This is a genomic window from Roseibium sp. (assembly GCF_965233565.1).
Classification (GTDB): Bacteria; Pseudomonadota; Alphaproteobacteria; order Rhizobiales; family Stappiaceae; genus Roseibium.
The window spans coordinates 2,586,426-2,607,309 of the sequence record NZ_OZ247494.1; the positions used below are offsets into that span (position 1 = coordinate 2,586,426).

General features: G+C 59.5%; 20 protein-coding genes. 10 read left to right on the forward strand and 10 right to left on the reverse strand.

The genetic code is table 11. The features are described from left to right. The first annotated feature begins 51 nt into the window (after positions 1-51). The 3 genes from ACO6TG_RS11860 to ACO6TG_RS11870 all read left to right on the forward strand — a co-directional run bounded on the left by ACO6TG_RS11860 (position 52) and on the right by ACO6TG_RS11870 (position 2,918). The gene (locus ACO6TG_RS11860; protein WP_422378358.1) at positions 52-1,413 is read left to right on the forward strand and encodes a cache domain-containing protein; all 1,362 of its coding nucleotides are present in this window, start codon (positions 52-54) and stop codon (positions 1,411-1,413) included. A gap of 7 nt (positions 1,414-1,420) precedes the next feature. Then, a complete protein-coding gene (locus tag ACO6TG_RS11865; protein WP_422378359.1) occupies positions 1,421-2,089 on the forward strand; it encodes a response regulator transcription factor in 669 nt (222 codons plus the stop codon). Between the two features lie 70 nt (positions 2,090-2,159). Next, on the forward strand, positions 2,160-2,918 hold the full coding sequence (locus tag ACO6TG_RS11870) for a gamma-glutamyl-gamma-aminobutyrate hydrolase family protein (protein ID WP_422378360.1): 759 nt from the start codon (positions 2,160-2,162) through the stop codon (positions 2,916-2,918). A gap of 4 nt (positions 2,919-2,922) precedes the next feature. Here the strand turns inward: ACO6TG_RS11870 and ACO6TG_RS11875 are convergent, their stop codons facing one another. Continuing rightward, positions 2,923-4,839 carry a DUF1007 family protein gene (locus ACO6TG_RS11875; RefSeq protein ID WP_422378361.1) on the reverse strand — a complete coding sequence of 639 codons (1,917 nt, stop codon included), beginning with the start codon at positions 4,837-4,839 and terminating at the stop codon, positions 2,923-2,925. Between the two features lie 251 nt (positions 4,840-5,090). On the opposite strand from ACO6TG_RS11875, the gene ACO6TG_RS11880 reads away from it, so the two are divergent. Then, positions 5,091-6,158 (forward strand): Glu/Leu/Phe/Val dehydrogenase dimerization domain-containing protein, encoded by a 1,068-nt coding sequence (locus ACO6TG_RS11880; RefSeq protein WP_422378362.1) that lies wholly within the window; start codon positions 5,091-5,093, stop codon positions 6,156-6,158. 69 nt (positions 6,159-6,227) lie between these two features. Here ACO6TG_RS11880 and ACO6TG_RS11885 read toward each other — a convergent pair whose 3' ends face one another. After that, positions 6,228-6,767, reverse strand: a complete 540-nt coding sequence (locus ACO6TG_RS11885; protein ID WP_422378363.1) for a TetR/AcrR family transcriptional regulator — start codon at positions 6,765-6,767, stop codon at positions 6,228-6,230. Positions 6,768-6,874: 107 nt separating this feature from the next. Beyond that, a complete protein-coding gene (locus ACO6TG_RS11890; RefSeq protein ID WP_422378364.1) occupies positions 6,875-7,792 on the reverse strand; it encodes a helix-turn-helix transcriptional regulator in 918 nt (305 codons plus the stop codon). A 172-nt stretch (positions 7,793-7,964) separates the two neighbouring features. On the opposite strand from ACO6TG_RS11890, the gene ACO6TG_RS11895 reads away from it, so the two are divergent. Both ACO6TG_RS11895 and ACO6TG_RS11900 read left to right on the forward strand, forming a co-directional pair. Next, a complete protein-coding gene (locus tag ACO6TG_RS11895) occupies positions 7,965-8,255 on the forward strand; it encodes a putative quinol monooxygenase (protein ID WP_422378365.1) in 291 nt (96 codons plus the stop codon). Next, positions 8,252-8,557: a hypothetical protein gene (locus tag ACO6TG_RS11900; RefSeq protein WP_422378366.1), complete on the forward strand. Its 306-nt coding sequence runs from the start codon at positions 8,252-8,254 to the stop codon at positions 8,555-8,557. Before ACO6TG_RS11895 ends, ACO6TG_RS11900 begins: the two co-directional genes overlap by 4 nt. Before the next feature lie 101 nt (positions 8,558-8,658). On the opposite strand, the gene ACO6TG_RS11905 is transcribed toward ACO6TG_RS11900, so the two are convergent. The 4 genes from ACO6TG_RS11905 to ACO6TG_RS11920 all read right to left on the reverse strand — a co-directional run bounded on the left by ACO6TG_RS11905 (position 8,659) and on the right by ACO6TG_RS11920 (position 12,276). Next, positions 8,659-9,558 carry a LysR family transcriptional regulator gene (locus tag ACO6TG_RS11905; RefSeq protein ID WP_422378367.1) on the reverse strand — a complete coding sequence of 300 codons (900 nt, stop codon included), beginning with the start codon at positions 9,556-9,558 and terminating at the stop codon, positions 8,659-8,661. Positions 9,559-9,677: 119 nt separating this feature from the next. Continuing rightward, on the reverse strand, positions 9,678-10,178 hold the full coding sequence (locus ACO6TG_RS11910) for a DUF2937 family protein (protein ID WP_422378368.1): 501 nt from the start codon (positions 10,176-10,178) through the stop codon (positions 9,678-9,680). 25 nt (positions 10,179-10,203) lie between these two features. Further along, positions 10,204-11,181, reverse strand: a complete 978-nt coding sequence (locus ACO6TG_RS11915) for a WD40 repeat domain-containing protein (protein WP_422378369.1) — start codon at positions 11,179-11,181, stop codon at positions 10,204-10,206. Positions 11,182-11,193: 12 nt separating this feature from the next. Continuing rightward, positions 11,194-12,276 carry a CobW family GTP-binding protein gene (locus tag ACO6TG_RS11920; protein WP_422378370.1) on the reverse strand — a complete coding sequence of 361 codons (1,083 nt, stop codon included), beginning with the start codon at positions 12,274-12,276 and terminating at the stop codon, positions 11,194-11,196. Positions 12,277-12,490: 214 nt separating this feature from the next. Here ACO6TG_RS11920 and ACO6TG_RS11925 point away from each other — a divergent pair, with 214 nt between their 5' ends. The 4 genes from ACO6TG_RS11925 (at position 12,491) to ACO6TG_RS11940 (ending at position 18,314) form a co-directional block, all read left to right on the forward strand. Then, entirely contained in the window at positions 12,491-13,654 is a 1,164-nt protein-coding gene (locus ACO6TG_RS11925; protein WP_422378371.1) for a pyridoxal phosphate-dependent aminotransferase, read from the forward strand. Between the two features lie 169 nt (positions 13,655-13,823). Further along, entirely contained in the window at positions 13,824-15,992 is a 2,169-nt protein-coding gene (locus ACO6TG_RS11930; RefSeq protein ID WP_422378372.1) for a diguanylate cyclase, read from the forward strand. Between the two features lie 237 nt (positions 15,993-16,229). Further along, entirely contained in the window at positions 16,230-16,643 is a 414-nt protein-coding gene (locus ACO6TG_RS11935) for a universal stress protein (RefSeq protein WP_422378373.1), read from the forward strand. Positions 16,644-16,673: 30 nt separating this feature from the next. Further along, positions 16,674-18,314 (forward strand): BCCT family transporter, encoded by a 1,641-nt coding sequence (locus ACO6TG_RS11940; RefSeq protein WP_422378374.1) that lies wholly within the window; start codon positions 16,674-16,676, stop codon positions 18,312-18,314. A 50-nt stretch (positions 18,315-18,364) separates the two neighbouring features. Here the strand turns inward: ACO6TG_RS11940 and ACO6TG_RS11945 are convergent, their stop codons facing one another. The 3 genes from ACO6TG_RS11945 to ACO6TG_RS11955 form a co-directional block, all read right to left on the reverse strand. Continuing rightward, the gene (locus ACO6TG_RS11945) at positions 18,365-19,456 is read right to left on the reverse strand and encodes a LacI family DNA-binding transcriptional regulator (RefSeq protein WP_094072577.1); all 1,092 of its coding nucleotides are present in this window, start codon (positions 19,454-19,456) and stop codon (positions 18,365-18,367) included. 97 nt (positions 19,457-19,553) lie between these two features. Next, positions 19,554-20,090, reverse strand: coding sequence for an OmpA family protein (locus ACO6TG_RS11950; RefSeq protein ID WP_247646119.1), 537 nt, complete (start codon positions 20,088-20,090; stop codon positions 19,554-19,556). Between the two features lie 54 nt (positions 20,091-20,144). After that, on the reverse strand, positions 20,145-20,789 hold the full coding sequence (locus tag ACO6TG_RS11955; RefSeq protein ID WP_094072578.1) for a L,D-transpeptidase: 645 nt from the start codon (positions 20,787-20,789) through the stop codon (positions 20,145-20,147). Positions 20,790-20,884 lie beyond the last annotated feature (95 nt).

Consider the following 20,884-nt stretch of genomic DNA (forward strand, 5'->3'; position numbering starts at 1 on the left):
GCAACAGAACACCGGTGAAACGGGCATTTGCGCAACAAGAGGGCGAAATAGGTGACGTTCAAGACCAAATTGCTGCTCATCACCATTCTGCCGCTGATCGCGGTATCGATGCTGATCGGCGGCGTCACATACTATCAGTCCCGGGAGCTGATCGCCGCCGAAACCAGGTCCGTGGAGGAGCGCATCCTGGCGTCCAAGCGCCAGGAAATCCGGAACTATGTCAGCCTGGCCCTGACCTCGATCGAGCAGATCTACCGGGAGGAACCGAACGGCCGTGCAGCCGCCCAACAGGAGGTCAAGGAGATCCTCCAGAACCTGACCTTCGACTATGACGGCTATTTCTTCGTCTACCAGCTGGACGGCACCAATGTGGTGCATCCGAAACTGCCGCATCTGGTTGGCGGCAACTGGTGGGATCTTCAGGACGACAAGGGCGACTACGTCATTCGCAATCTGATTGCAGCAGCCAAAGGTGGCGGCGGCTTCCACCAGTATGTCTGGCACAAGCCGTCGACCGGTTCGGTGGAAGAAAAACTTGGCTATGCCATCCTGCTCGACAAATGGGACTGGATGCTTGGCACCGGCCTTTACACGGACGACATTACCCGGGAAGTCAGCGCCATCCGCGTGGACTTCGCCCGGTCCATCCGCCAGACGCTCTTCGTGATCTTCATGATCACGCTGGCAGCCATCATCATTGCCGGCTCGCTGATCGCCGGCGTACGCTTCTCCGAACAGCGGTTTGCCGACAGCAAGCTGAAGGAACTGACCAACCGGATCTTCCAGGTTCAGGAACAGGAACGCAAACGCGTCTCGACCGAACTGCATGACAGCATCTCGCAGCTGCTGGTTTCAGTCCGGTACGGTGTCGAACTGATCCACAGCGAGGCCAATCGCGAGCCGGACCTGCAAGCCCAGGCCGCCAAATGCCTGAAGACGCTCGACGGCACGATTGCCGAGGTCCGCCGGATTTCGCGCGACCTCAGACCCAGTGTCCTGGATGACATGGGCCTGGCTGCAGCCCTTGGCAGTCTCGGCAAGGAATTCCAGAACCAGTCCGGCATCACCGTTAATGTCACCGCCGAACAGTGCCACAGCCGCCTGTCGGAAGGCGCCAAGACGGCGCTCTATCGGGTGGTGCAGGAATGCATGACCAATGTCGCCCGCCATGCCCAGGCCAGCGAAGTCAATATCAGCCTGAAGGTCGGCCTGCAGACCCTCATTCTGTTCGTGGAGGACAATGGTGTCGGCCTGCCCCGCCCGCTGCCGAAATCCGGCGGCCTCGGTTTCCGCAACATGCGCGAACGCATCGAGACCTATGGCGGCAAACTGACCCTCAGCCGCCGCTCATCGGGCGGCACCAGGATCAAGGTTCAGATGCCGCTCGACAACGCAGCCGCAAAAGCGGCATGATGCAGTGATGACAATGACTTCCGCCACGCCAAAATCCTTGTCCAGACCCATCCGCGTGCTGCTTGCAGACGACCATGAACTGGTTCGCGACGGCATACGCGCCAGACTGCAGAAAGTGCCTGAACTGGAAGTGGTGGGCGAGGCAACCAATGGCCGGGACGCCCTCACTCTTGCCCGCGAATTGCAGCCTGATGTCCTGCTCATGGATGTGTCGATGCCGGTGATGAACGGGTTGGAGGCCGCAACACAGATCCGACAGACCCTGCCGCGGATCGCGGTACTGATCCTGTCGGTTTACGACAATCCGGAATATGTGCGCGGGGTCGTCCAGGCCGGTGCGCGCGGCTATATCCTGAAGGACATCTCGGCTGCGGAGATGATCACGGCCATTACAAGCGTTGCCAATGGCGGCTATTATTTCTCCTCCGCCGTCGGTCCGACACTGGTTGGCGCCAACACCTCCGCTCCGGTCGAAGATCCTTATGGTCTCACGGACCGGGAGCGCCAGGTCCTTACCGCGATTGCCAGGGGCCAGCCCAACAAGGCAGTTGCCAAGGAACTCGGCATCAGCGTGCGCACGGTTGAATCCCACCGGCTGAACCTGCGTGAAAAAGTCGGCACCAAGAACGCTGCCCAGCTCTACAAGGTCGCCCAGGATCTGGGATTGCTGGATTAGATTTTCACGTCTATTTTGTGATCACATTTTTGGTGAGAGGCAGTCGCCTCGCGATTCCACAGGCTCAGACATGACCAAACCGCTCGTCCTGGTGACCGCCGACGTGAAAGCCATTGATGGCTTCAACTGGCACGCCGTGATCTCCACCTATCTCCAGGCCGTCCTGAAGGGGTCGGATGCCATTCCGATGATCTTGCCCTCGCTCGGCCCGGACCTCGACCTCGATGCGGCCCTCGACCAGGTCGACGGTGTGCTTGCGACCGGAGCCCGGTCCAATGTCAACCCGCAGCTTTATGGGGACATTCCCACCGAAGAAAACGGGCCATATGACCCGGACCGCGATGCCACCACGCTGCCGCTTCTGAAGCGGGCGCTGGAACGTGGTATTCCGGTCTTTGCCATCTGCCGGGGCATGCAGGAGCTGAATGTCGCCCTTGGCGGCACGCTTCATACAGAGATCCAGGCCATGACCGGACGCCGGGACCACCGCGCACCGCAATCCGATCATCAGGACGAACGCTTCCGTATTGCCCATCCGGTCGAAATCGCCCCTGGCGGCTGCCTGGAACAGGTGCTGGGCGCAGAGCCGTTCGAGGTCAATTCCCTGCACCGGCAAGCGGTCGGGGCGCTTGGCAACGGCCTTGTCATCGAGGCTCAGGCCGAAGACGGCACGATCGAGGCCGTTTCGGTCAAGGACAGCCCGGGCTATGTGCTCGCCACCCAGTGGCATCCGGAATACTGGGTCACCACTGATGGTCCGTCGAGGAAGCTCTTCGCCGCCTTCGGCGACGCCGTGCGCAGCTATCGGCAGAAAAGGTTGGGGCTGTAGGTCTCTAGCGCCACCCGACCGCGGCAATCAGCAGGATCAGGCCAAACAGGAAAATCACCAGTGCGGCGACGATCTCGATGGTTCGATGGACAAGGTTTGCCATCGGGCTGCCTTCACCGAACAAACGGACAGCCAGGTCCTTGGCGCCCACCGCCAGTGCGGCGAGCAGCGACACCGTTATCCCCGTCCCGACCGCCATGACAAGCGTCGAAGCTATGCCGGCGGCAACCATGCCCTGCGACAGGGCAAACACAAGCACCACCAAAGCGCCGGTACAGGGACGCAAACCAACAGCCAGAACGATGGCCACAGCGCGTTTTGGAGTGATCTTGCCTTGTAGCATTTCCGGCGTCGGCGCATGTGCATGACCACAGGTAGAGCAAACCCCGTCCGGGCCGATCTCGTGGTGATGATGCCCATGCCCGTGATGATGGTGCCCATGACCATGATCGTGGTGGCCATGGCCGGCTCCGGCAAGGGCCAGTTGGTTTGAAGAAAGCCTGGCAATTAACGCCGAGGTAAGAGGTTTGAACGCTTTCAACCACAGCAACCAGGCTCCCAAAACTGTGATCAGCGCATAGGAACCGACTTCGAGCCACTCGGCCGAATCTTGCACGACAATGCTGGTCTGTTTGAGCACGATCGCCAGGCCGCCAACCAGAACGATCGCGGTCAGCGCCTGCGCAAAGGCCGCAGCAAATGACAGCACGATCCCTTTTTTCAAGGTCTCGTTGTTCGCCACGACATATAACGTGATGACGGCCTTGCCGTGCCCGGGCCCTGCCGCGTGAAAGATACCATAGGCGAAAGACAGCCCGACCAACAGCCAGAATGCATTCGGATCACTCCGGAAAGACCGCAGACTGGCAACCAGCGACTGATAGAATTCCTTCTGCTTGACGGCAATCGTGCCAAAGACGCTGTCCAGAACGCCGACCTGGATTTCTGGCTGGCCCTGACCGTCAATCACCAGAACATCTTGCTGCGCGCCCGCAACAACGTCCTCCGCCCGGCTTTCTGATGTTCCCGTCCCAGTGTCCGCGGGAAATTGAAGGGCGTTTTCAATGGCGGCAACGCTTGTGGTCGTTTCCGGCGCCGCAACGCCATCGCCCGCTGAGGCGGTGGTGGTCGCACCTCCGCATGTGACAATCATCTGGTTGATCTGCGATGCCGCGGCCGATTGAAGTTCCGGCGGCAAGTCGCGCTGATCCGGTCCGATCTGGGCAAGTGCATAAGCCGTGGCATCGTCAAGCGGTGGTGGTTCGCGCCGCGTGATTTGGCAGGCTGCCGGTGCATTTACCGTTCCGAGAGCACCGTCCTCCTGGCCGAAGCGGAAATCGACGTAATAGGTCGGATCGTAGACATCGAGCGTGATGGCGTTGTCCGCGTCGCTTGCGTCCTTCAGAGGCAGTGTGAAATGCAGTTCAAGCAGATCGACATCCTCGATCATGGAACCGCCATTCATCTGCACGTCTTCCCGCATGGCCTCGAAGTCTTCGGGTTTCATCACCCAGTAGTCCTGGATCGGCACCGTGGCCACTTCGAGCCAGTAGTCCGTCGGCGTTTCGAAATCGAGTTCGATGCGGGTGTTGTCGCCGAAGGTGAAATAACCGAAATCAGCCATGCTTTCGATATTGACATCGGCAAGCTCGCTGAGCTCTTCGCGGGAATAGACACCGTCATTGTTGGTGTCGAACCCCTGAATGGCAAAGGCCGTAAAAGCATCGTCAAAGCGGAAAATATGCTGCACGGCGACCGCATTGCCGTCGTCATCGAAAACCAGCTTGGATCGCGCTTCCACGAAAACATGAGGATGCGCGGCAAGGCCCGTAAGTGTGGCCACCAGGACCAGAAGGCCGAGAGCAGCGCGCCTTAGTGCAAAGGCGACGGCATTGCGGGAACAGGCGATGAGGGACCGCACGATCATATTCCACCAGGTCTCATGTCAAACAGTTTACATGGCACGACACCTGCCCCTTGACCAGAGAAGACGGCAGGAAGATGACGTCCGCGGCGCCGCAGCGCAAAATCACCAAGGAACAATTTTCGTATGTTTACGCAAAAATAGGAACATACAGCCCGGATTTCGGTCGGATTTGAGGTCAAAAGAGACATTCTTCCCAAGAAGGGGCGTAAAATATTCACAACAATAACCAGCTTACTGAGCCAGCTATGAACGCCTTGCACACATCTGTTTATCACAGCGCCGTTTTCGATCACCCGGAAACGGGTGACCACGAGAATGTGGTTTTCCTCCAGGACAACGATACGGGATTGCGTGCCATCATCGCGGTTCACGACACAACGCTCGGACCGGCCCTCGGCGGCTGCAGGGTGTGGCCGTATGAAAAGCCGGCGGATGCCCTGACCGACGCGCTGCGCCTGTCCCGCGGCATGACCTACAAGAACGCCCTGGCCGGGCTCGACCTCGGCGGCGGCAAGGCGGTGATCATCGCCGATCCACGCAAGGACAAGACGCCTGCGCTAATGGAAGCCTTCGGCAAACATGTCGAGCGCCTGTCCGGCACCTACATCACTGCGGAAGATGTCGGTGTCTCGCCGGACGACATGGAGGCAGTGGCCCGCCACACCGATCACGTGCGGGGAACCAGCGCAACCGGTCTTGGCGACCCCTCGCCCTACACCGCCCTCGGTGTTTTTGAAGGCATCAAGGCATCGGCGAAGCATGTCTTTGGCAGCAACGACCTCAGCGGCCTGACCGTGTCGGTCCAGGGCCTCGGACATGTCGGCTATGACGTTGCCCGCCAGCTGCACGCCGCAGGTGCCAAACTGATCGTTTCGGACATTCATGCCCCGGCGGTCATTCGCGCCATCGAGGCTTTCGGCGCCACGGCAGTAGACCCCGGCGAAGCCCACATGGTGGCCGCAGACATCTTTGTTCCCTGCGCGCTCGGTGCCGGCCTCAACGCCAGAACCATTCCGCATATCCAGGCAAAGATCGTCGCCGGAGCCGCGAACAATCAGCTCGAGACCCCTGCTGACGGCGTGGCACTTCGAGAACGCGGAATTCTCTATGCACCCGACTATGCAATCAATGCCGGTGGCGTGATCTCCATCGCATTGGCAACGCCAAATAGCGGCGACAACCTCGTGCGTGAAAAGACCTTCGCCATCGGCGATACGCTCACCACCATCTTCGAGCGGGCCGCACGGGAAGAGACCACGCCCGAGCAGGTCGCCGACACCATGGCCGAGGAACGGCTGGCAAACGCCTCCTGAACCCGGCACAGCATGAACATGACAAAAGAAGCGGCGGTCAGACCGCCGTTTTTCGCTTTTCCGGCCTGATCACGAAAACTGCCGTTCGTTCGCGGCCTTGAACATCTGCCGCACCATCTCTTTGGCATCTTCGACCGCTGTTTCGCCCATCTCGGCATAGCAGGACGTGACGCCTTCGTGCAGCAGGTAGAGTTTGGACGCGAAGCGGTCCTGACCGGACAATTCCCCGAAAAACCGAAGCAGCTCGCCCTTGTGCCGCTTGACCATGGCTTCGATGTCACTGCTGTCCGGATTGGCCGCAAGCGCTTGACGGAACATGCATTCCTTGCCTTCGGTCATGCGCATCCAGCCACCAAGCTTGTCGAACAATTGTTCGGCAGCAGCCAGACCCGGTGCACTTACACCCTCGCGCACGTATTTGAGATAACGTTGGTGCCGGTACTCAAGCGCACCCAGAACCATAGCCTCGCGGGATGGGAAGTGCCGGTAAAGCGTTCGCATGCTGACACCCACGCCGGCCCTGAGTTCCGGCACGCTTGGCTCCGCAAACCCCCGGTTCCAGAACACCTGCTCCAGACGGGCGGCAATATGTTCCTGAGCGTCATTCATGGAAAGACTGTGGGTCCTATGGAACAATTTTTCAAGCTTTACCTACACCTGCAACAAATATTCCAAGCCGCCTAAGTACATCCACTAGGTCTCTATCAACCCGGGGGTTATCGGACAGCCATGCGCAATCGTCTGGGGGTCACGCCGTAAACGTTTTTGAACTGGGAAATGAAGTGCGACGTGCTCTGAAAACCGGCATTCAATCCGATGTCGGTCACGGACAGCTGCGTTGAAACAAGCGCCTCTTTGGCGCGCGCAAGGCGCTGTTCCATCAGGAAGCGGCTGGGGGCCACACCATACTGACGCTTGAACTCGCGGTGAAAGGCGGAAACCGAGCGACCGGATAGCCTGGCAAACTCGGCGACAGACAGGTTGCAATCCCGATAATGGCGGATCAGATGCCGGATGTTCTTTCTTCCGTTTGCCTCGCGGTTTCCGGACAGAAAATCCATCAACCGGTTCGGACCATCGATTGCGGCGATCAGGTGCAGGAGTTCGAGCAGTTTCACCCTGAGCAGTCCCTGTGAACCCGAAACATTCTTGTAAAGGCTCGGCACTGTCGACATGTAGGCCGGCAGGCCCTCCCGGCCTTCAATCAAAAAGGCATTGGCGCGCTTTCCAGGCCCGTCAAAGGGCCGCTTCACACCGGCTGCAAACGCTCCAATGGTACCCGGATCGAAAAAGAACAGAAACGCCTCAAGCGGACCATGTGCATCGTGAAAGTCGGACACCAAGTAAGTGTGCCGCGGCAGCAGGATCATGTTGCCGGCTTCAACGACATGCTCGGCGCCGTCGGGGGCCAGAAAGGTTTCCCGGCCTTTCATGACAAAACACAGGCATGGTGTACTGCAAATAAACTCAACACCGATCGCCTCCGCCTTGATGAGCTTGTGATAGATGGCAGCGCTTCCTTGCACCAGGACGGGGTCCGCATCCTGAAAACCGGCCAGCCCTTCGGGAATGACCAGGCAGCGCTCGACACCGTCTGAAAGTCTGGCCGATCCCTTGTGATCTTTCCCTGTCAACGCACATTCTCCCACTGCATCAAGCGCTCTCAGACTGACACAGATCCCGCCATCGGGTCAGAGGTCGGATTGTCTCATCACACGCTCGATTTCCGGCATTAGTGCCCGATGCCTTGTATCCCCCGGACCTGGGCGCCGGTTATGCCTCTGGCGTCACAAAGGAGATCGGTGAATGAGTATTTGGGTAACATTGGAAATGACCGTACGTGACGGTTTCTACGAGCCGCTTGAAGAATTCCTCGCAGAGAAGCTGCCGGCGGTGCGCGGATTTGACGGTGCGCTTTCAGTATCGATCCTGTTCGACGCCCCCACAAGCAAGCTGATGATCCTGGAAGAGTGGAAGTCCCGCGCACATCACCAGGCTTATATTCAATCCATCACGGAAAACGGTGTCATGGAGCAGTTGCTATCCTTCATGACGTCACCTCCGGACGTGCAGTATTACGAGAGAGTCCTAATATGAGCGGGCAAGGCGCAGGACATCCGGACAGACGCTGTTTTCTGTCTCTTGCGGCCACGGGAACCCTGGCCCTGGCGCTGCCCACACGGGCCCGGGCGATCACAAATGGCGCAAACAGCGCCGCGATAAGCGTTTTTCGTTGCCCTGCAAGCCCTTCCTCCTTCCGGACAATCGCCAAGCGAAAGAGCCGAAAGGGACTGATGTCGCAAAAGGTGCTGCGCAGCGGTTACCAGCTCACGGTCATTGAGGAATGGAACACCGCGCCGATAACGACCGAATTTCGATATCTGCGCCTGGAACTCTAGCGAGCGATTGCGACCGGAAACGCGTTAACGGACAGTCGGGCCAAGGTACCGGCTGTCCGCGGCGAAGCGCTGGGCGCACTGCTGCAAAGATGCGGCAGGTGTCAGGCGCATGCTTTCTTGTCTGAATACCATTCGACCAGAAAATCGACAAAAGCTCGCACTTTTGCACTCAGATGCCGCCTGTGCGGATAAACGGCATGTATGCCCCGCATGGGTTCTTCATAATCTTCCAGAAGCGTGACGAGCCGGCCGCTGTCGATGTCCTCTTTCACGAAAAACAAGGGCGTCCTCAGGAAACCCAGGTTGCAGAGCGCCGCCTCCCGGGCTGCCGCAGCACTGTTGACCTCAAGCGGCCCCTTGACCGCCACCGACAACCGCTCACCACTGTCCTGAAACGCCCAGTTCTGCTTGTAGCGGTAATTGGTGTCGATAATGCAGGGACGACTTGCCAGGTCGGCGGGAACGCGCGGTGCACCAAAGGTCTCGATGGTTTTCTGACTGGCGCAGACCACCGTCCGGAAGGGCGCGATCTTGCGGGCAATCAGGCTTGAATCCTCCAGTTGCGTGACCCGGACCGCCAGGTCAAAACCTTCTTCGACAAGATCGACGAAACGATCTTCCAGCCGCAGATCCAGATTGATCTCCGGATACTGCACGAGAAACTGCATCATCGCCCTGTTGAGCATATCGTCGCCCATCGAGCGGGGAGCGGACACGCGCAAGCGACCGCGCACTTCCTGATGCGAGGACTGGACCGATGCCTGCAGATCGTCGATCCGCTGCAGGATTTCTACCGCTTCCTTGTAGTAGGCCTCACCAACCTCGGTCATCGAGACCTGCCGGGTGGTCCGGTTCAGAAGCCTGACACCGAGTTCATCCTCCAGTTCACCGACATATTTGGAAACCAGGGCCTTGGAGCGGCCCATTTCCCGGGCTGCTGCGGAAAATCCGTTTGAATCGACAACTTGAATGAAGCATCGCATCCGCGTGATCGCATCCATCCGGCATCCTTCCCTGGGCGCATCCTGTGGAAGTTGATTACAGTATTTTCCGCGCAAACGCCAAAACATGTTCAGCAGGACTGAAGATCTGCGCAAACAGCCGCGCAGGCACCGGCTTCTCAGCCGTTTTGCCGCTGGCGACGGCGGCCCAACCTGGCCATACCGATCAGACCCCGCATCACCAGCAGACCGGCCAGCGCACCGATGCCGGCACTGGCAAACCCTGTCACGGTCACCGGCACGGCCGGCTCATAATCTTCGGCGGTCGCCTGTGCCAGCTGAGAATCGAACCCGCGCGCAAATATCATCAGCCGCTCGAACGGCCCCGCGTTTTCGTATTCGCTCTGCTGCTGCTTCAGTCGGCTCAAGCGGATCTCCGCATTGAGCATGCTGTCGCCGCGCGCCCGTATGAAGGGGTCTTCGGAAGCCTTCTGACGCGCGATCGCTTCGGCGGAAGACAGCCCGTGCTGCGCGGCGTCCCGGTTGAAATCCGCGAGGATCTCTTCCAGGGCGTCGATCGCACCCCCGAGGCGCTGCCGGTATTGCTGCGAGAACTCGGGAAGCTGAGAGGTCGCGGTTCCCCCCATCAACATGACGATCAACATCAGCATCCGCGCCATTTGCCCCTCCTCCGTGTCGCGTCAATCAGTCCTTGATGCTGACAAGGCCTGCTTCGGCGGCCTCGGTTCCAAACACAAGACGGTCGCCGGCTGCATCCCACTCCAGCGTCGTCACCGGACCGTTGCCGGGTCGCCTGAGCGAGACTTCCGCATTGTCGGCAAACCGGCACATCAGGATCATGCCATCCTGATAGCCGACCGCAACGACCTCTTCTTTCGGGTGACAGGCAACGGATGACACCAGGCTGTCGCTCCTTGTGCCCAGTTGCAGCGGGTTCTGCCCCATCGGCCCGGTCTTGCCAAAGAACGGCCAGAGGATCGCAGCATTTGCTCCGGAGGTTGCAAGGTACTTGCCCCTGAGCGACCAGCTGAAGGATTTGACCTTGGCCGGATAGCCAGTCATGCGCATGTCCTGGCTGTCGGAGAGCCGCCAACCGTGCAGGGCGTTTTCCTGCATGGCCGTGACAAGATACTTGCCGTCGGGGGAAAAACTGATGCCCAGATGGGCCCCGCTCCAGCTGAAGTCGACAGGGGCCCCATCTGACCCGGCCCACCACAGCGTTGCCCCGTCATAGCGGGACACCGCAAGACGAACGCCCTTGGGCGCGAAGGCGAGACCACCGACCGCCCGGTCATGGGCAAATTCCTTTTCGCGGCCGTCGCCAAGCCGGACCCAGGCCGTCCGCCCGCTGGCAAAGGCAACGGCACCAGACGGCCCGGTCGCAATCAGGTCGATCCACTTGCGCGGACGCTCGGCAACCAGGGAGCTGGTTCCGTCCGCGGCCGTCAGATAGATGCAGCCATCGTCGCCGGAGGTGACTAGGCCGCTGCCATCACGCAGCGGTTCTGCCGCCAGGAGACCAGCCTTGTGTGGCCGGGCCTTTGTTTCACCGCTGCCGGAAAACAGGATTTCCCCTTCTCCGGTTGCGAAATAGGCAAGGTCATTGAGAAAACCCGCGCGGACGACAAAGCCGTCCACATCCAGGGGGGCTACTGTTGGCAAGGCTGACGATCCCTATTGTGCGGCACAGGCCTGGAAACTGTCTTTGAGCACATCCCAGTTGAGATCACGGCCGATGAAGACGAGACGGCTCTCGCGCGGCTCGTCCGCCTTCCAGTCGCGCTGGTGATCCCCTTCCACGATCATGTGCACGCCTTGAATAACGTAGCGCTGCGGATCGTCCTTGAAGGCCAGAATGCCCTTCATGCGCAGAATGTTGGGTCCCTGAACCTGGGTGACCTGGTTGATCCAGGGAAAGAACATGTCCGGATTGAGATCGCCGGCGGTCAGCGAGATGCTCTTCACCGAATGCGGGTCCTCGTCATGGTGATGATGGTGATGGCCATGATCATGCCCGTGATGATGGTCGTGATCATGATCGTGGTGATGGTGGTCATGATCGCAATCCGGACCGCACTCGTGAGCATGATGACCATGTTCCAGGAAATGCGGATCGAGCGACAGGATCCGGTCCAGGTCGAACGCGCCACGATCGAGCACCTTGGCAATGTCGACGCCGCAACGCTCGCTGTGGTGCAACACGGCATAGGGATTGATTGCCCGGATCCGCGCTTCAACGGCGGCAAGCTCCTCTGCGGAGACCAGATCGGTCTTGTTGATCAGGATGACATCCGCGAACGCCACCTGGTCTTCTGCCTCTTCGGTGTCTTCCAGGCGCTGCAGCACATGGCGCGCGTCAACGACGGCAACCACGGCATCCAGTTTCGCCTTGGCCCGCACATCGTCATCCATGAAGAAGGTCTGCGCGACCGGCGCCGGGTCGGCAACGCCCGTGGTTTCGACGATGATGGCGTCGAAGGCCCCTCGGCGTTTCATCAGGTTCTGAACGGTGCGGATCAGGTCACCGCGGACGGTGCAGCAGATGCAGCCGTTGTTCATTTCAAAGATTTCTTCGTCGGATTCCACAAGCAGATCGTTGTCGATGCCGACCTCGCCGAATTCATTGACGATGACAGCATATTTCTGGCCATGGTTTTCGGTGAGAATCCGGTTGAGAAGGGTGGTCTTGCCGGCGCCGAGATATCCCGTCAGCACGGTGACGGGGATCTGGGCCGGAGCGTCCTGGGTCGCAGTCATTGCGCAGCATCCTGGCATGAGGGTGGTCTTTGGCCCGCAACAGGGCGGGCGCCTTTGGCGCGAATATAAGCACAATTCCCGACCAATGGGAGAGGCGCGAGAAAATTTCCCGGCTCCGGAGATGATCGTACCTTTTGTACCGCCGACAGACTTTCCAACTGTTTCGCACAAGCTTTAACGTCAAACTTTGAAATGCCGTAGTCGGGAGACAGGAATGCTGCAGACAATTGCCGGTTTTGACCGGATCGGTGAGGAAAACGCGTTTGCCGTTCTGGCGCGCGCAACAGCGCTCGCCGAAGAGGGCCGCGACATTATCAATCTCGGCATTGGCCAACCGGACTTCAAAACCCCTGACCATATTGTCGAAGCGGCGATCAAGGCGCTCCGCGACGGCCATCACGGATACACACCGGCAACCGGCATCGCTCCGTTGCGGGAAGCCGTCAGTGCGGATCTCTTGAAACGGCATGGCGTCGAAACAGATCCGGCGAACGTGCTGATCGTCCCGGGCGGCAAGGTCACCATGTTCATGGCCATCCTGATGTTCGGCGAACCTGGCGTGGACATTCTATATCCGGATCCGGGTTTTCCGATCTACCGGTCCATGATCGAATTCACCGGAGCGCGTCCGGTTCCCGTGCCGATCCGCGAAGAAAACGACTTCGCCTTTTCCGCGGAAGAGACCCTTGAACTGATCACGGACAAGACGCGTTTGCTGATCCTGAATTCTCCGGCCAACCCGACGGGCGGTGTGACCCCGCGCGCTGAAATCGAAAAACTGGTCGCCGGTCTGCAGCATCACCCGGATGTCGCCATTCTGTCTGACGAGATCTACTCCCAGATGACCTATGACGGTATGGAGCATGTCTCCCTGCTGTCCTTCGAGACCATCCGGGACAGACTGATCCTTCTGGACGGCTGGTCGAAAACCTATGCCATGACCGGCTGGCGCATGGGTTTTGCGCTCTGGCCGGACAGTTTGATCGACAAGGCCCGAAAACTCGGCGTCAACGCCTGGTCCTGCGTCAACGCGCCTGCCCAATTCGGAGCTCTGGCAGCCCTGACAGGTCCGCAAGATGCCGTGCATGAAATGCTGCGCGAATTCGATGCCCGGCGGCGCGTCACGGTTGACGGGCTGAACGCCCTTGACGGTGTCACATGCCGCACGCCCCTGGGGGCGTTTTATGCCTTCCCAAACATCAGGAACACCGGCTGGAAGTCCAAGGACCTCGCGTCCGCACTTCTTGAGGAAACGGGTGTTGCCCTGATCGGCGGACCGGACTTCGGCACGCTGGGAGAAGGTTACATCAGGCTGTCTTATGCCAATTCAACAGAAAACATCGAAAGAGCACTGGACCGGATGAGAAAGTTCCTGTGAAGCACTCAAGACCGAATAGATCTAGGCAATATTACCAATCCTTTTGCAATTCACCACAAAAGTAAGCGGCCTTTCTTGTCATTCTCTTCCTCTACGTATCCCTTTTATTAAACTTTTATTGTCTTGAATGTGAGTGAAGCTCGAACAAAGCGAGACTGCGGGGACGGATATGGCTGAAAGCATCACACTGGATCTGAAACAGTCGTTTGGCGATTTGAACGAATGCGTGCTTGTCACGGATGCCGATCGCAAGATCGTGTTCGTCAACAAGGCCATGGAAACGCTTCTCAAGACCGACGCCGATTCCCTGGTCGGGGCAACGACGGAACGGTTCTTTGCCGATCCCGCACAATTCGAGACGATGGCGGAACTGTATCAGTCCCCCGCCGACCAGCGGCACCGCCGTGCCCATGCCCTTGAGCTCAAGGCTGACGATGGCAGCTCGGTATCTGCCGAGGTTGTCAGCGCTCCGCTGTTTGACGCTGACCAGACCCTTTCGGGGCTGCTGTTCATTGCCCGCGACACCGCCGAGCGCAAGGCACTTGAATCCAAGCTCAGCGACATTGCCTTGACCTTGGAAGATGCTCTTGATGCAATCACCGAGGGTTTTGCCATTTTCGATGCGGAAGATCGCCTGATCATCTGCAACGATCAGTACCGCGAAATCTATGCCCATTCAGCTCAGGCCATTTTCCCGGGCAACCGGTTCGAGGATATCCTGCGCTTTGGACTGAACAAGAAACAGTATGACACCGGCGGCCTCAGCGACGATGAGTGGCTCCAGCAACGGCTGGACTGGCACCAGGCCGCAGATGGCAAGGTTATCGAACAAAGCCTTGGCGACGGCCGTTGGCTGCGCGTGTCGGAAACAAGAACCAGCAGCGGCGGTGTTGCCGGGATCCGGGCAGACATCACCGAGCTCAAACACGCCCGTGCCCAGGCAGAAGCGGCCTATCGAAACCTGTCCCTGATGGCGGACAACATCACGGCAAGTGTCACGGAAGTCGACACGGAAGGCCGCTGCGTCTTCATCAACAAGACCGGTTGCGAATGGTTCAATGACGAACCTCAGAACCTCATCGGTTCGCGGTTGCGCGACACCCTTCCCTGGAAGGAGCGCGAGATTGTGCGCTCGCTTTTCGAGCAGGCCCAAAAAGGCGACAAGGTCTCAACCGAGGTCAGCTTTCATTTTCCCGACGGCATCCACCGCGAATGCCTGATGAGCTGTAACCCTCGCCTTGCCGAAGACGGCACGGTGGAAGGCATCGTCGTGCTGATTTCCGACAATACCGATCGGAAAAAAACCGAGCGGACCCTGGCCGAGCTCTATGCCATAACGTCTACCCGCGAGCTGAGCCATGAGGACAAGATCGCCGAAATCCTGCGACTGGGCACAGAACACTTTGATCTGCCCTTCGGCATCATCAGCCATGTGATCGATGACCACTACACCATCACGCATGCGCATAGTCCGGGCGGCGAGCTTGTGCCCGGCACGTCCTTTCCCCTGGAAAACACCTACTGCACGCTGACGCTTGACGCCGATGGCCCCCTTGCAACAGCAAGCGCGGCAAACTCGGAATTTGCCAAACACCCGTGTTACGAGCTCTTTGCCCTGGAGACCTATATCGGCGCGCCGTTGCTGGTTGACGGCGAGGTCCACGGCACGATCAACTTCACTTCTCCCGATGTTCGCAAACGGCCGTTCACACCGGCAGACGTCCAGATCGTACGCCAGTTCGCGGACTGGGTCGGGCACGAGATTGCCCGCCAGCGCGATCACCAGGCGCTCATGGACGCCAAAGTCAACCTGGAACGCATTGCCAGCGTCGACGATCTGACCCAGGTGCTCAACCGCCGCGCTTTCCTGGAACGCGCCAACACGGAAGTCCAGCGTTTCCGCCGGACCAAGCGCCCCTTCACGGCCGTCATGATCGACATCGACAAGTTCAAGCAGATCAACGACGTGCATGGGCACGCGACAGGGGACGAAGTCCTGAAGCTGTTTTCCGACGTGATCGGCGGAGCCTTGCGCGCGGTCGATGTCTTCGGACGGGTCGGCGGCGAAGAGTTCTGCATGATCCTGCACAACACGAACATGGACGACGCCATGCTGGTCTGCGAGCGTCTGCGCCAGAAGATCATCGAAGAGTGCCAGCTGGAGTCTGTCGATCAGACCGTGACCTGCAGTATGGGTCTGGCAGCTGCCGCACGTGAGGACGTCGAGTTCTCAACGCTGATGCAAAAGGCGGACACGGCCCTTTATGAGGCCAAGTCCACCGGCCGCAACAAATGCGTCGCCTATGTGGGGGAGCCTGAAAAAGCCGCGGTTCTCTAGGGCCCCGCTTGTCTCCAACAGCGTGATCACTTCTGCCTGCCGGCCGGCGTCGTGTCGCCTGTCAGCGCGGGAGTGCCGTTCTTTGACGCAAAACACCCGCCATGCAACAGTAGCGTTAGTCGGGCGGAGTGGATTTAGATAACAGCACAAAACCCAAACAATACTGCGAACCCTCCGTAGGATCACCTTCTCGGCTTGACTTGTCACTTCTTGCCGGAACAGACCTGGGAGGGACATTTGTTCAAAAAAATACTCATCCCCATAGACTTAAGTCATGCGGACAAACTCGAAAAGGCCGTTTCGACGGGCGCGTATCTGGCCAGACAGGACAACATTCCCGTTGTCTTTGCCGCCATAACCACCACCGCACCGGGACCCATTGCGCATAATCCGGAAGAATTCCGGGAGAAGCTCGACGCGTTTGCCGCCGAAACCGGCAACAGACACGGCATTCAGGCCAGCGGTCACGCTGTCTTCACTCATGACCCAGCAGTCGACCTTGAAAGCGGCATTCTGAAAGCTGTCCACGAAACGGGCGCGGACCTTGTGGTGATGGCCACGCATATCCCGCATCTGGCGGATCATTTCTGGCCGTCCAATGGTGGCCGGGTGGCCAGCCATGCGGATGTGTCCGTTTTCCTCGTCCGATAGTCAGGCTCCCCGAACACAAGGAACGCTCCCATGAGCGACAGCACAAGCAACCAGGGCATCCCGGGTCCCGAAGGGGATGCCAACGTCATCGACACCGACTACGAGATCGGTCAGGACAATATCGAAACCAGCGTCGGTCCCTTCGATCTCGACATTCACAATCCGGTCTTTCTGGTCTCCGGCCTGACCATCGTTGCCTTCGTTTTCCTCACTCTCGCCTTCCAGACGGAAGTCGGCCCCGTCTTCGATGCCATGCGCAAATGGCTGACGTCTAACCTCGACTGGTTCTTCATCATTTCCGGCAACATCTTCGTGCTGGTCTGCCTGCTCCTGATCGTCACCCCGCTTGGCAGTGTGCGCATCGGCGGCAAGGATGCCGACCCGGACTACAGCTATTTCGGCTGGTTCGCGATGCTGTTCGCCGCCGGCATGGGCATCGGTCTGATGTTCTTCGGCGTTCTGGAGCCGGTCTATCACATGGCCTTTTCCGAACCCATCGGCGTTCCAAAACCGTTTGATGCCGACGGCAACCTGATCCCGGAAAATGTCGCGGCGGCAAAGGCCATGGGCATGGCCGCAACAATCTTCCACTGGGGCCTGCATCCCTGGGCGATCTATGCCGTTGTCGCCCTCGCGCTGGCGCTGTTCTCCTTCAACAAGGGCCTGCCTCTGACCATGCGGTCCGTGTTCTATCCGATCTTCGGGGAACGTACCTGGGGCTGGCCTGGCCATATCGTCGACATCCTGGCTGTGTTCGCGACGCTGTTCGGCCTGGCGACTTCGCTCGGCTTCGGCGCACAGCAGGCCAATGCCGGCCTGGACTTCGTCTTCGGCATTCCGGTCAGCAATACGGCCCAGATCGTTTTGATCATCGGCATCACAATTGTGGCCCTTGTTTCGGTGCTGCGCGGCCTCGATGGCGGCGTCAAGGTGCTGTCAGAGATCAACATGCTGATCGCAGCGCTGCTGCTGGTTTTCGTGATCTTCGCCGGCCCGACCGCACAGCTGGCTTCCGACTTTGTCTCCAACCTCAGTGCCTATGCCCAGGAAATCATCCCGCTTTCAATGCCTTTCGGGCGTGAGGATGACGGTTTCCGCCAGGGCTGGACGTCCTTCTACTGGGCCTGGTGGATTTCCTGGTCGCCATTTGTCGGCATGTTCATCGCCCGGGTCAGCCGCGGCCGGACCGTACGTGAATTCGTCATCTGCGTGCTGATCATTCCGACCATCGTCTCGGTGCTCTGGATGACGGCCTTTGGCGGCACTGCAATCGAACAGGTCCTGACCAAAACCGCGGACAGCCAGGTTCATGCCTATGTGATTGCCTCCTACAGCCCGGAACTGTCGCTGTTCGGCATGCTGGCCGACCTGCCGCTGGCCTCGATCACGTCGTTCATCGCCATCATCCTGGTGATCGTGTTCTTCGTGACGTCGTCGGACTCCGGCTCCCTGGTGATCGACACGATAACCGCGGGTGGCAAGGTCAACGCACCCGTGTCCCAGCGCGTCTTCTGGTGCACCTTCGAGGGCCTGGTCGCGATTGCGCTGCTGCTCGGCGGCGGATTGGGCGCGTTGCAGGCGATGGCCGTTTCAACGGGCTTCCCGTTCACCATCGTCCTGCTTCTGTCCTGCTACGCCATCATAAAAGGGCTTATGGACGAACCCAGATAACCGAGACATCCTGCAAAGACGAAACGGGCGGCTTCTGGCCGCCCGTTTTGCTATTCTGCCAGCTTCGGCGCAAGCCGCACGCCCGGTGGCGGAGAGCTCTCCCGAATCCGTAATTCCGGTTCGATGACAATCGGTGTGTTGGGCACCCGGTCGCCGGCAATCTGGCGCAGCAGGGTCAGCGCAGCCAGACGGCCGATCTTGTCCGGCTGGGCAGAGACCGTGGTGAGCGCCGGTGTACGCGCGTCGGCGCCATCAATATCGTCATAGCCGGTAATGGCAATATCGGGCCCCGGCTCGACACCGGCGCGGCGCAGCGTGGTCATCAAACCGAGCGCGACCAGGTCGTTGAAGGCAACGATGGCTGTCGGCCGGTTTTCAGCTTCGAGGATTGTCGGCACTGCCGCCCGGCCGTCGGCCTGGGTCATCAGCTCCGGCAGATCCAGCTGCGTATCGGGGTCGATCCTGGCTTCCGCCAGCGCCTTGCGCCAGCCTTCGTTGCGGTAACGCCCCGTCGAGCTCTCCCGCCGGCCACCGGCCATCGCAATATCCGTGTGGCCCTGTTTGATCAGGTGTCTGGTGACTTCGTAGATGCCGTTCAGGTCATCACCGCGGACACACGGCGCCCAGACACCGGGCACCTCGCGCCCGACCAGTGTCACTGGGATGCCCTGATCCACGAGACGATTGATCTCCTCTGCCGTCGTACCGACCGACGGACACAGGATCAGGCCATCCGCCCGGTGCTGCAGCAGCGTGTTGACGAAGGCCCGCTGGCGCTTGACGTCATCCCGGTGGTTGCTGATGAAGATCATCTGCCCCTGTTCTTCCAGCACGTCTTCCAGCGCTGTGAACACTTCGGCAAAAAACGGGTTCAGGATGTCATGAACCGCAACACCGACGATCTGGCTGCGCGCCGTGCGCAGCGAGGCGGCCGAGCGGTTGTAGATATAGCCGATTTCCTGGGCTGTCTGCTTGACCTTTTCCCGCGTTTCCTCAGCCACAAGCGGACTGTCCCGGAGCGCGAGCGACACGGTGGCCGTCGAAATGCCGAGCTGGTCGGCAATATGTCCAAGCGTGAGCCTTTTTCCGGGCTTGGGTGGCAGGTCCGGTGAGGGGGACTTGGATCCGTTGTCTTCAGACATTCATGTTTCTCGGTGACCGCAGCGGCGATGGGAGAGACCGTTATAGCTCCCGGCCGCCGCGGTAAACAGGTTTTTCTGATTTTCTGCCGTGAACGCCCTAGCGGCGTGCCTGCGGAGCGGATTCGTCGAATTCTTCCCTCAGGTTGACCACCACACGCCGGTTCTGGGACTGGCAGGTGACCGCATCGCAATCCGTAACCGGACGTTCGACACCATAGCCCTTGACCCACATGCGTTTCTGATCGACGCCCAGTTTGACAAGTTCGGCCATGACCGCATTCGCCCGCTGCGTCGACAGCGTCTTCTGGGCCGCCTCGCTGCCCGGGTCATCGGCGTGGCCCTGCACCTTGACCAGCCACTTCTTGTTGTTTTTCAGCCAGCGCGCCTGGTTCTCGATCGTGATACGGGCTTCATCGGTGACAACGGCCGACCCCTTCTCGAAATAGACCCGACGGCCGACATTGATGATGAATTCCTCCTCGGATCCGGGCGAAATGTTGCCGAACCCGGCTGCCGGCGCGTTGGTCACATCCGGCGACGACAAACCACCGGCGCTGTTGCAGCCGGCAAGCGCAAATCCGCAAATCAGCGCGATTGCCGCGCCCTGGCCGAAACGGCCGAACCTGTTACCCAAGAATGCCCCCATTCTTTTTACGTTGTTAGGCGCCACCGGCCGGCGGCACCGGGCTCAGCCGGCATTTGCCCCGAGATGCTCCAGAACGAGCACACCAGTCCCTTTCGGACAGCGCTGATAAAGATCGATGACGTCTTCCGGGAACATGCGGATACAGCCGCTCGACACATCATGCCCGATGCTCCAGGGCTCCAGTGTGGAATGCAGCCTGTAGCCGAGATCGCGGCCGTCCCTGTAGAGATAGAGCGCGCGCGGCCCGAGCGGATTGTTCGGCGCCCCGCCTTCGACCTTGCGCGGCAGTTCCGGCTGGCGTTTCAGCATTTCGGGCGGCGGCACCCAGCGCGGCCACAGGGCCTTCCTGTCAATGCGTGCGCGTCCGAACCACTGGAAGCCTTCGCGGCCGACACCCACGCCATAACGAAGCGCGGTGTTGTTTTCCCAGACCCAGTAAAGGAAGTGGTTGTTGGTATCCACGACCACTGTGCCGGGCGGTTCGTCGCTGAAATACTTTACCATCTGGCGATGCCAGACCGGATCAATGCGTTTGAAATTGGTCCGGCGGTACTGGAACCCATTGTCCGGCTGATAGCCGTTGAAATAGGCATTGGCGGCGGCATTCGCTCGCGCCACATGCGGCATGGCGAGGGTTCCGGCGGTAGCGGCAAGACCTCCCAAGAATAGTCGACGGTTCAGTTCCATCCCATTCCTCCTTAACAGGCTGGTGACTTTCCCAATTGCGCGGCGGACAAATCGCCGAACGGTATTAAGACGGGAACTCGTCAGGCACGTCAACA